The organism is Bacillus gaemokensis, from assembly GCF_001590835.1.
Lineage (GTDB): Bacteria > Bacillota > Bacilli > Bacillales > Bacillaceae_G > Bacillus_A > Bacillus_A gaemokensis.
In genome coordinates this window covers 388,209-400,591 of sequence record NZ_LTAQ01000012.1, presented here as the reverse complement: position 1 = coordinate 400,591, position 12,383 = coordinate 388,209, and the positions used below count along the sequence as shown (strand labels likewise).

The window sequence follows — 12,383 nt, the reverse complement described above, 5'->3', positions numbered from 1 at the left end:
TTTACTTATATTTCATTAATATATTCTTCAAGAGAATCGAGTTCATCAATAGAAATTTCACTATAAGTTAAATCACTTGGTACATATTTAGCTTCTTCAACTTCTTTACAACTAGAATTAATTAATCGTAGTTTTTGTAAGAACCTTCCGCCTAACTCCTGCACAAATTCTCTATCATATTCATTAACATCATACGTAATAGTTAATTTTAATTGGTTATCTACTATAATTGAGTTAAACGCTATTCCAATATCAAGATTGACATCTTCTGAAATTTCTCTACCTCTTTCAAAATCTAACACCTTATATTCTTCTTCATTCACACTCGAAATTTCACCCATATAGTTGAAACTAATTTCTATATCATTTAACGGCAATACGTCAGTCTTTCCCTTTTTCATATATCGTAAAACACCGTAACCAATTCCTTTATTCGGAACATTCCTTAGAGTTTCTTTAATATCTCTAATCCAGTATGAAATATCTTTATTTTCTTTTAGTTCTAGCAGTACTGGATACATGGATGTAAACCACCCTACTGTTCTAGTTACATCCATACCTTTCATCATTTCTTCTCTACCATGTCCTTCTAAATTAATAATTAACTTATTTTCTTTCCTATTTTCTGTAATAGCTAGCATTAAAGCTGTTAGTAAAATATCATTGATCTCAGTATGATACTTCTTATTTGTTCGTTTCAGTAACACTTCAGTTTCTTCTTTATCTAATGTCATACGTATATCTTTCGTTCTTCCTATGCACTTTACTGCTTCTTTTTTCTCTCTAATCTTCAACAGATTTTGTTGTTCTATAATTCGTTTCCAATATGGAACTTCTTCCATAATGTCATTGCTATTACTATAACTTTCTATTTTGTGTACCCATTCCTTAAAGGATACCGTCTTTGGTTCAAACTTTAGTTCTTCATTATTGGCATAACTTTCATAAATAGTTTCAAAATCTTCTACTAGAATACGCCAAGATACGCCGTCCACTACAAAATGATGAATTGCTATAAAGAGATACCCCCCCTGATTTCCTTTAAAAACTCCGAGGCTAACCAATTTATTTTCTTCAATACTAACCTTTCCTTGTATATGTTCACCGACTTCTTTTATAACTTCTTTTACGTTTGCATTGTCATAAAAGTGAGTCTCTAAATGGAACATATCCTCTTCAAATTTCCTATTAAATTGAACGTATTTTTCATCCTCTATTTGATACATAATCCGTAAAGCATCATGGTGTTTCATAATAGTATTAAAAACTTTTCTTACAATATGCTCATCAAATCCATTTTCACGATGTATTAATATAGATTGATTAAAACGATCGTGTATTTTTTGGTTACAATTTAGATAAAAGTTTTGGATTGCTCCAAAATTAACATTCCCGCTCACTTCTTCAAAGATTCCTCTTTCATTTTTCCGCTCTATTATTTTTACTTTTTGAGATAATTCGTCTATTGTTGGACTGTTTAGAATCTCTTTTGTTGAAGTATGAATTCCTTGTTTTCTTAATGCACTTAACAATTGAATTGCTTTAATTGAGTCTCCTCCGAGATGGAAAAAATTATCATAAATACCAATGTTATTTGTATTTAATATTTTTTTCCATGTATCTATTATCTTTTCTTGAACATTATTTTCTGCTTTTATTACTGTTCTATTCAGCTCTTTCGTTGGACTACTTTCTTGTAATTTTCGTTTATCTACTTTCCCATTTCGCGTAACAGGAATCTCATCTATTTTTGTAAAGAAATGCGGAATCATATACTCTGGTAGCTTATTTTTAAGCGTTCCCTGTATTTCTTCCATGCCATTGATATCACATATAACATATGCAGACAGATACTTTTCTCCATTCGCATGTTCTAAGGCTAAAACTACGCAATTTGTTACTCCTTCTACTTCTCTTATCTTTTCCTCAATTTCTTCTAGCTCTACTCTGTATCCCCTAATTTTTACTTGTTCATCAATTCGACCAATATATTTAATTTCTCCATCCTCTGTCCATATACCAATATCTCCTGTTCGATATATGGTTTCTTCCAAGCGATATGGATTCGCAACAAATTTGCTCTTAGTCAATTCCTCTCTATTTATATATCCCTTCGCAACTCCAATACCACCTACACAAATTTCTCCAGGTACCCCTATAGGTAGCTGTTTCAAATCTGGGCTCATTATATAAATAGTTGTATTAGACACAGGTTTACCAATCGTCACCGTTTCTGTTTCCTTTATTTCTGTTCCTGTGCAATACGCCGTAATTTCAGTTGGGCCATAAAAATTATATATTTTAGCATTTGTTATCTTTCTAATCTCTCCAACAAGATTTTCAGTTAAATTTTCCCCACCAAAGATCATTCGGCTTAATCCTTTAAGTGCTTCTACATCCTCACTATTAATAAAACTCTTAATTCTCGATGGTGTTGTTAAAGTAATTTCTACGTTCCTTTTCTGAATAAGATCTTTTAATTTCCCGTTATCCAATCTTTCTTTAGCATCAGCAATAACTAATTCACCATTGAGTGTGATAGCAATAAACATTTCAATAAAAAACATATCGAAAGAAATTGATGCTACAGATAAAACGTTGCTATTTTTAACATTTAGTTGTTCAGCCATATATCTTGCTGCATTGATTAGAGAATTATTTTTTAACATAACACCTTTTGGATTCCCTGTTGTACCTGATGTATAAATGATACACGCTACGTCATTTGCTTCATTTACTACATGTAATGGGGTAGATTCTTCTTGTCTATATGCAGATTCACAATCTAAAAGTACGATACAGTCTTCATTCCATCCCCCTATTTTCCCCATCAAATCCTTCTGTGTAATAACGAAACGTGCTTTACTATCTCTCAACATATATTCAATTCTTTCTTTCGGCAATTCTGCATCAATTGGTAAGCACACACCTCCTGCACGTAATACAGAAAGCAGACTAAGAGGAATTTTTGCATTCCTTTCTAATATAATCGCAACAACATCATTTCTTGTTAATCCTTTTTTCCTTAGTACATTTCCTAACTGATTTGCCTGTTTATCTAAATCATTGTAGGTATAGACTATTCCTTTTGAATAAACGGCTGATTTGTCTCCACCATACTCTAACTTTTTATTTATATAAGCTTGAATTGTATCTCCATACTCAAAAATGTCTTTTTCTGTTCTATTAAACGTTGCTAATACATGTTGTTCTTCTGAGGTCACTAACTCTATTTCTTTTATTTTTTTAGAAATTGTAAAGTTGATATTAGACAATAAATGAATATAATGAGAAGCTAAGCCTCTAATTGTTTTTTCTTTAAAAAGATTCACGTCATAATTGAATTGGAGCATAAATATATCGTTTTCTTCAATTACTTCTAGACTAATATCAAATCTAGAACTATCCGCGGTAATAGCTGTAGTATCTCTCGTAATGACTAGATCTTTAACATATTCAAAATCTTGTACCCTATCCTCATTTTGAAATATAAACAGATAGTCAAACAACGGATTTCTACCAGGATCACTTTGAACACCTAACTTATCAACAAGTCTATCAAAAGGATAAGATTGATACTCAAAAGCATTCATACATACTTCTTTTACTTCCTTCAAATAATGTCCTAAGATTTTATCGGCGGATGGCTCACTTTGGATTGCTAATGTATTTACAAACATTCCAACTGTATTTTCTAAATTTTTATATTTTCTTCCGGACGCAGCAGTTCCAAGCGTCACTTCTTCTTTGTTAGAATATTTAGATATTAAAACTTTATATAATCCCATTAATAGCATATATAAAGTTAGCTTTTCTCTTTTGGCTACACTCTTTAAATTACTAATAATTTTCTCTTCAATTTTGAAATTAACTGTTTTTCCTTTAAAATTCCTTGTATGTGGTCTTACATAGTCTGAAATAATTTCAGATTTCCCTAAATCAGGAACTAACTGTTTAAGCCAATAATTTTCTTCTCTTTTTCCCTGTTCACTCTCCAACCAAGTTGTTTCTAAAGTCGAATATTCTACATATTTCATCTTTTCTGGTACGACTGACTGATTTGCATATTCTCTAAATATATCTTTTAATAGAAGTTCTAAAGAGGTCCCATCCACTATAATATGATGAAAATTCATTATTAAAATATGATGTTCTTCGGAAGTCTTTATCAAAACTGCTTTGAATAATGGCGCTTTCGCAAGATCAAATTCTTCAATAATTTGATCCTTATTTTTTAATATATCTTCTTCTTTCCCATATAGTATCTTCAAATGAACTTGGGCTCTTCTATCTAGTTTTTTTATGATTTCCCCATCTCGAACAGTAAAATACGATTGTAGGTTCTCATGATGATTTAATACTGCATTTAAAGATTTCTCTAAATGGAGTATATTTAAATTCCCCTTCAATCTCACAGCTGTGATAACGTTATATGCTGTATTCGTCTCCCCATATTGCTGTGAAATATACATACGTTTTTCCGCAGATGATACAGAGTAATATTCTTTTTCTGCAAAGCTTTCTATTACCTCTTTTTCTACTTCCTTCTCATTTAAGATATCGCATAATTCAGCAATATGTTTACTCTCAAAAATTTCTTTAAAAGTAATTGTTTTTTCAAAATGTGATTTTATGTTATTAATTAATTTTGTGGCTTTTAAAGAATCTCCACCAATATCAAAAAAATTATCATAAATACTAATCTGTTCTAACTTTAATAATTCTTTAAGTAGTTGAATAACTTGTATTTCTACTTTCGTTCTAGCTGCAACAAAATCATTATCTCTCATAAAGTTAATTTTCTGGCGCTCCAATGCTTCTCTATCTATCTTCCCATTGTGATTTGTCGGGATTCGATCTATTTCAATAAAAAAGGAAGGCAGCATATAACTTGGAATAATTTTCAATAAAGCTTCTTTTATTTCACTTAATTTTGAAGGATGACTCATCGCCAAAAAACCATATAAGTCCTTTTGCCCATCCTCATTTTCAATATCCAGTACAACTGCTTTATTTATATTTTTATTTTGCAACAACGCTTTTTCAATTTCTGCCAACTCAATTCTATATCCACGAATTTTCACTTGGGAATCACCTCTTCCCAAATATTCATATTCCCCGTTTTCTAATCTAATAGCTAAATCTCCGGACTTATAAATGATCTCGTCTTTACAGAAAGGATTGCTAATAAATCTTTCTTTTGTAAGTTGTTCTTTCCCTAAATACCCTCTTGCAACACCATATCCCCCGACACAAATTTCTCCCTTATTAAGAAACCCAACTTCTTCATTTTTTTCATTTAACAAATATATTCTAAGGCCTTCGATTGGTTTTCCAATATTACTTCTATTATTTTTTATTTCTAAATCTGTTATCTCTTTAAAGGTAACGTGCACAGTTGTCTCAGTAATTCCATACATATTAATAAACTTAGTATTATTGTACTTTTCTTTAAATCTTTGCAATTTTATCGGCTGCAATGCCTCTCCACCAAAAATTATATATTTAAGGTTAAGTGCTTTGTCTTCGTATTTTAACTCTTCACCTATTAAATTATAGAAAGAGGAAGGTACCTGATTTAATACTGTAACCTGTTCTCTTTTTAATATTTCCAAGAATTCTCCAGTTTGTTTCGCTTTATTTTCTTTAATAATGACTCCCTTTCCACCATATAAAAGTGCACCATACAGTTCCCATACAGAAAAATCAAAACAAAACGAATGGAAAATCGACCAAGTATCTTGATTTGAAAACGAAAAATTCATTAATGTATTTTTCATTAATCCGATTACGTTTTTATGTTGAACCATAACACCCTTTGGGTTTCCGGTAGTACCTGAAGTATAGATAATATAAGCTAAATCCTGTTCTTCATTCACATTTTCTAAATTATGATCCGCCTCTTGTTCCATTAAGGCTTGATCTAAATAAAGTATGTGCCCATCAAAATTTCTAATTTTTTGTATATCTGTTTTATCACTACTAACTAGAATATTGATTTTGCTATCTTCAATGATATAATCAATCCTGTTTTGAGGATAATTTACATCTATTGGCAAATAACAATTTCCCGATTTTAATATCGCTAACATCGTAATAACAGATTCAATTGATTTATCTAAATAAATTCCTATTATCTGGTTTCTCCTATTACTATGTTTTTCAATCACTCTAGCTAATTTATTAGCTCTTTTATTTAACTCTTGGTAACTAATTTCTTCATAATCGCATACTAGCGCTGTATGATTAGGTGTCCGATTAACTTGTTCTTCAAAGATTACATGTATAATATTTGAATCTAAATGCAAAGACTGCTGCCTCATATCTCTAACTCCTCCTGCGAATTAAATTAAGTGCTATTACATTTCTATCCAATTTACTAAAATATCTATATATAAGTCTCCAATCACTCTTACCTACTGCATTTCATTCTTAATAAAGAACATAATGTAATAAGTAAGCTCTAATTTATAAACATATATCATCCTTATATTAATTTATAATAAGTCTCCTTTTATTTAGTTATAAGGATGAATTATGTAAATTTTTTTATACGTTACACACAAATCAAAAGTGATAACATATCTGTCCCCTTCCTTTATCAGAATAAAATTCTTTTTTGCTATACTCAAAATGTTAGCAAATATCCTATAGACATTCAATATTTTTATGTAAAAATATGGTATTATTTTCTATAATTATACAAAAATAATTGTATGTATTTATTTCCCTATATCCTTTAATACTTAACAAAATCCCCTCTAGTATTTAAACTCATTTCATTAACATAAAAACCTCTTTGTTTTATACAACAAAGAGGTTTAATAAAAGGATTTATCTTTCATTAATAAATATCGAAATTATCACTAATAAAATTCTCATTTCATATAGATGAATAAACACAAAATTTTCATAAACTATTTAACAACAGATTTAGAGAGTATTATCATTGTTATATCTTTATATCCATCTAATACTTCCTATTCGTTAAATTATCTCAATTCTCCTTCATTACTTCTCTTTCGAAACAAATCTTTCATCCACTTTTCAACATATTAACTTTCTCAACATTTTATTATTTAAATTTCAAAATTAATATGCTATATTAAACAGGGAAATAGTTATTCTCAAATACAAATCTTATGAGTTATGTCAACTCCCTAAATTTGTATATTCTTTTTCAATATATCTTCTTGATACGTTCTTTTTCCATCATTTATATTTTTCGAATACAGAATATAATCAAGTACTAATTATTACAAGATACCTTTTTTTATACCTTATTTAAATTATTTTAAAGATGTTTCTTAACAATTTATTACTCATATCACAAAAATTTCCACTTGTTAAAAATTAAAGTTATCCGGATCTGGACCAACACGATGATTTTGATTTAATGCATCAATTTTCTCCATATCTTCTTTTGTTAACTCAAAGTTGAAGATATCTGCATTTTGGGTAATACGGTGCTCTTTTGTTGATTTTGGAATTGTTACAACTTCATTTTGTAAATCCCAGCGCAGGATAATTTGTGCAGTCGTTTTACCATATTTATCTGCAATTTCTTGTAATATCTCGTTATCTAATAACTGCCCTTGCATAAGAGGTGACCACGCCTCCATTTGGATACCTTGCTGGCGGCAGAAGCCCTGCAATTCTTTTTGTGTTAAACGCGGATGATATTCTACTTGGTTAATCATCGGTTTGATTTCTGCACCCTTCATTACATCTTTTAAGTGATGAATTTGGAAGTTACTCACACCAATTGCACGTACGCGTTCTTCTTTATAAAGCTTTTCTAATGCTCTCCATGTATCTTTATATTTCCCTTCTACAGGCCAATGAACAAGATATAAATCTAAATAATCAAGTTCCAGTTTTTTTAGACTTTCTTCATATGCAGCTAGCGCCCCTTCATATCCTTGATCTGCATTCCAAACTTTTGAAGTAATAAATAGATTTTCTCTTGAAATGCCCGCTTCTTTAATACCTTCACGGATCCCTTCTCCTACAGCCTTTTCATTCGCATAAATTGCCGCTGTATCAATGCTGCGATATCCTTCTTTAATTGCTGTTTTTACTGCGTTAACCAGTTCTGGCCCTTCCTCTACTTTAAATACACCTAAACCAAACCAAGGCATTTCTACGCCGTTATGCAACGTTGTTGTACTCTGTAAATTTTTCATTATCTTCTTCTCTCCTTTAAGGTTTTTATTTATTTACTTTCGCTTGATCTCTTTTTTCTAAACCCATACTCCATGCCGTTAATATAACTGCACCTACCACCATAATGGCACCAACCCACGCTGTATGAATTAACCCTAATGAATTCGTTACAACGCCGCCTAAATAGGCTCCTAGAGCAATCCCTGCATTGAATGCAGCAATGTTCATCGCAGATGCTACATCTACAGCGCTTGGGACAAAGCGCTCCGCTAATATCACAACATAAACTTGTAATCCTGGAACATTCATAAATGCGAATAACCCCATTAAACTAATTGTAATTAGCCCTGCCACTTTAAACGGAGCTGTAAATGTGAGTACAAATAAAACAATCCCTTGAATGAAAAACATATAGAATAATGCACGAATCGGATTATGGTTCGATAGTTTCCCACCAATCATATTCCCAATCGCAATTGCAATCCCGTACACTAACAAAATCACTGTAACGGTGCTTGCTTTAAATCCTGTCACTTCTTGTAATAACGGCGACAAGTACGTAAATGTTACAAATGTTCCACCATAACCTAACGCTGTGATAGCAAAAACAAGTAACAGTCTTCCGTTTGTTACGAGCTTTAGCTGATCACGAAAAGATACCACGGCACCTTTTCTTAAATTAGATGGAATGAGTACGCTATTCGCAAGCAAAGCAACAATTCCAATCACCACAATAATCATAAAGGATGCTCGCCAGCCAAACTGTTGACCAATAAATGTTCCAATTGGTACTCCAGTTATTGTCGCAACTGTTAAACCGGTGAACATAATCGCAATTGCGCTTGCACGTCGATTTTCTGGTACAAGAGCCGCCGCAATCGTTGAACCTATCGACATAAATACACCATGTGCAAATGCCGATACAACCCTCGCAACAAGTAGTACACCAAAACTTGTTGCCATCGCCGCAATACCATTACCCATAATGAAGACAATCATAATCCACATTAATAACGTTTTACGTGACATACTAGCCGTTAACGATGTTAATACCGGAGCACCGAACGCTACTCCTAATGCATATAAAGAAACCGTTAAACCTGCTGTTGTGACAGAAACATGTAAATCATTTGAAATAGATGGTAATAGACCGACACTAATAAATTCGGTTGTACCAATGCCAAAAGCACTAATTGCTAATGCTAATAAAGCAAACATACTTCTTCTATTCGTTTGAACACCCGAAGAAATTGCTGTATATGAAGTCAATTGAACTCCTCCTTAATATGAGAAATCCAATCATAATAGTATGATAAAAAGGCCTTTTTATCTTCTAATGAAAATCGTTTTACTGCTCATAACTACTATTATGAATGGTTTCATCCTTTTTTAAAAGAACGCACTTTAAAGTACGATAGGAACCAAAAAGTAACATAGGCACTTTTTAGTACCGTACTACTCATTTGCCTCTTACGTATGCTATTATGAAACATGCTTAACACGAAAAACAGTACGTACTTTAAAGTGCTATAGGCACTAAAAAGTAATATATGGCTGAACCTGCATAAGTCGGATATAAAGATTCATTAAAGGAGGTTGTAATATATGAAGAAATACAATATTCCCGTAGAAGCAACCTTAGAAGTCATCGGAGGAAAATGGAAAGTCGTAATCCTTTGCCATTTAACAAAAGGAACAAAACGAACAAGTGAATTAAAACGTTTAATGCCTGGTATTACCCAAAAGATGCTAACGCAGCAATTACGTGAGTTAGAAGAAGATGGAGTGATTCAAAGGAAGGTATATAATCAAGTTCCTCCAAAAGTTGAGTACTCTCTTACGGACTACGGTTGGTCGTTAGAAGGGATTCTCGATTCTCTTTGCACGTGGGGAGAATGCCATCTCGAAAAAAGCGGTAATTCATCCATGCTTATCCCACAAATAGACCAATAAATACACGAAAAAAAGGAAGAGATGAACATTGAATCGTTCATCTCTTCCTTTTTTCACTTCATAATAAAGTCTACTTTAGGTAACAGTAAAATAAAATATATACTCTCTTCCCTTGCTAGTACTAGCTTATGGACTCAAAGTCAAATAATTAGGAATCATTTCTATGTTATCCTGAGTTTATATAGTATATAATATAAAATATATATTATATACACTTTCCGATGAAGGAAGATTCCCGTATGCGGACAAGCCATGTATCGGATAAGTCCATAAATGATAGGTAAGAAATTATGGTTTTGAATTTATGATTTCATTTTACTTGTAATCATAAGTTTAAAGGCATTTTATTGCGTTTTGTGAAACTTTGTATAAAGTTTTGCAGATTTTTGCTACCTCTTACCTGCTACTTGGAAATATTTTATTCCAAAAAAATAAGAGTATTGCTATCGTAAAGGAGAATTGGAGATGCCAGAAACTATCACTCAAACAAAGCCTGAACAAGAATCTTTACAAATTTCTGCTAGCCAAGGACAACTTGATGTACTTGATCAATTGTTAAAACCTGAGGTACAAGAGTCATTAACTGCTCTAGTAGAACAGCTTCCAAAATTAACTGAGCTTGTTAACATTTTAACGAAGTCTTATGATTTCGCTCAAACTGTTGCTACTGACGAAGTATTAAAAAGCGACACTGTTAGCGCAATCCAAGAGATTGTAGAGCCTGTAAAAGATACAGTGAAAAGTATGGCAGCAACTGCTATTGAAGCAAAAGATCGCGCTGAAGACAGCAATGAAGTTATCGGTCTTTTCGGTCTTTTAAAGTTACTAAAAGATCCACAAGCACAAAAAATGTTCCGATTTGTAAACGCTTATCTTCAAATTAGCGCAGAACGCAATAATAAATAATTTATCTTATAACAACAATTAGTAAAGACGGGGGATATCATACTATGTCAAAACAAATTGTCATCTTAGGCGCTGGTTATGGCGGACTTCTTGCTGCTTTAAATGTACGTAAATATTACAGCAAATCAGAAGCACAAGTTACAGTTATCAACCAATACCCAACACACCAAATCATTACAGAATTACACCGCCTTGCAGCGGGTAATGTTTCTGAGCAAGCAATTGCAATGCCACTTGAAAAACTTTTCAAAGGCAAAGATATCGACCTTAAAATTGCAACTGTTGAGTCATTCTCAGTAGACAACAAAGAAGTAAAACTAGCTGGTGGCACTACTTTATCTTATGATGCACTTGTAGTTGCTTTAGGAAGTAAAACTGCTTACTTCGGTATTCCAGGACTAGAAGAAAACAGCATGGTATTAAAATCTGCTGCTGATGCAAACAAAATCTTCAAACATGTTGAAGATCGTATTCGTGAATACGCAAAAACAAAAAATGAAGCTGATGCTACAATCTTAATCGGTGGCGGCGGATTAACTGGCGTTGAGCTAGTTGGTGAACTTGCTGACATTATGCCTAAACTTGCAAAAAGCCATGGCGTAAATCCAAAAGAAGTAAAACTACTTCTTGTTGAAGCAGGTCCAAAAATCCTTCCAGTATTACCAGACGACTTAATTGCACGTGCAACTACTAGCTTAGAAGCACGCGGCGTTAAATTCTTAACAGGTCTTCCTGTAACAAACGTTGCTGGCAATGAAATTGACTTAAAAGACGGTCAAAAAATCGTTGCAAACACATTCGTTTGGACAGGCGGCGTACAAGGTAACCCATTAATCGGCGAATCAGGTCTTGAAGTAAACCGTGGACGTGCAACTGTTGATGCATACCTACAATCTACTTCTCACAAAGACGTATTCGTTGCTGGAGACAGCGCTGTTGTCTTTGGCCCAGAAGGTCGTCCATACCCACCAACTGCACAAATCGCTTGGCAAATGGGTGAGTTAATTGGATACAACTTATACGCAGCACTAGAAGGCAAAGCATTCGAAGAGTTTGCACCAGTAAACTCTGGAACACTTGCAAGTCTAGGACGCAAAGATGCTGTTGCTACAATCGGAGCAAGCTCAACTCCACTTAAAGGTCTACCTGCATCATTAATGAAAGAAGCAAGTAACGTTCGTTACTTATCACATATTAAAGGATTATTCAGCTTAGCTTACTAATCTGAATCCTAGCCCGAATCATGTTCCATCATGATTCGGGCTTTTTTTGTTCGGAATGATCTATATTATTTTATTCGGCAAGAAGACTCGATAAACCTTTGTAGTTATCATAATATACTGACTTTTTTGTGGCGA

At 32.7% G+C, this 12,383-nt stretch carries 6 protein-coding genes; 3 read left to right on the top strand and 3 right to left on the bottom strand.

Going from position 1 to position 12,383, the window contains the following annotated elements:
• Positions 1-5: 5 nt before the first annotated feature.
• From AZF08_RS13130 to AZF08_RS13120, 3 genes are all read right to left on the bottom strand, one after another.
• A complete protein-coding gene (locus AZF08_RS13130; RefSeq protein WP_033673163.1) occupies positions 6-6,323 on the bottom strand; it encodes a non-ribosomal peptide synthetase in 6,318 nt (2,105 codons plus the stop codon).
• A gap of 1,023 nt (positions 6,324-7,346) precedes the next feature.
• A complete protein-coding gene (locus AZF08_RS13125; RefSeq protein WP_033673164.1) occupies positions 7,347-8,186 on the bottom strand; it encodes an aldo/keto reductase in 840 nt (279 codons plus the stop codon).
• A gap of 25 nt (positions 8,187-8,211) precedes the next feature.
• Complete coding sequence (locus AZF08_RS13120) at positions 8,212-9,384, bottom strand: MFS transporter (RefSeq protein ID WP_162177848.1); 1,173 nt, start codon at positions 9,382-9,384, stop codon at positions 8,212-8,214.
• 387 nt (positions 9,385-9,771) lie between these two features.
• Here AZF08_RS13120 and AZF08_RS13115 point away from each other — a divergent pair, with 387 nt between their 5' ends.
• The 3 genes from AZF08_RS13115 (at position 9,772) to AZF08_RS13105 (ending at position 12,248) form a co-directional block, all read left to right on the top strand.
• A complete protein-coding gene (locus tag AZF08_RS13115) occupies positions 9,772-10,119 on the top strand; it encodes a winged helix-turn-helix transcriptional regulator (RefSeq protein ID WP_033673166.1) in 348 nt (115 codons plus the stop codon).
• A 465-nt stretch (positions 10,120-10,584) separates the two neighbouring features.
• The gene (locus AZF08_RS13110; protein WP_033673167.1) at positions 10,585-11,025 is read left to right on the top strand and encodes a DUF1641 domain-containing protein; all 441 of its coding nucleotides are present in this window, start codon (positions 10,585-10,587) and stop codon (positions 11,023-11,025) included.
• Between the two features lie 44 nt (positions 11,026-11,069).
• The gene (locus tag AZF08_RS13105; protein ID WP_033673168.1) at positions 11,070-12,248 is read left to right on the top strand and encodes an NAD(P)/FAD-dependent oxidoreductase; all 1,179 of its coding nucleotides are present in this window, start codon (positions 11,070-11,072) and stop codon (positions 12,246-12,248) included.
• Positions 12,249-12,383 lie beyond the last annotated feature (135 nt).

What these genes read in the sequence shown, in the direction of transcription:
- AZF08_RS13130 (WP_033673163.1), bottom strand. Translation starts at nt 6,323, where the DNA reads ATGAGGCAGCAGTCTTTGCATTTAGATTCAAATATTATACATGTAATC.
- AZF08_RS13125 (WP_033673164.1), bottom strand. Translation starts at nt 8,186, where the DNA reads ATGAAAAATTTACAGAGTACAACAACGTTGCATAACGGCGTAGAAATG.
- AZF08_RS13120 (WP_162177848.1), bottom strand. Translation starts at nt 9,384, where the DNA reads ATGTTTGCTTTATTAGCATTAGCAATTAGTGCTTTTGGCATTGGTACA.
- AZF08_RS13115 (WP_033673166.1), top strand. Translation starts at nt 9,772, where the DNA reads ATGAAGAAATACAATATTCCCGTAGAAGCAACCTTAGAAGTCATCGGA.
- AZF08_RS13110 (WP_033673167.1), top strand. Translation starts at nt 10,585, where the DNA reads ATGCCAGAAACTATCACTCAAACAAAGCCTGAACAAGAATCTTTACAA.
- AZF08_RS13105 (WP_033673168.1), top strand. Translation starts at nt 11,070, where the DNA reads ATGTCAAAACAAATTGTCATCTTAGGCGCTGGTTATGGCGGACTTCTT.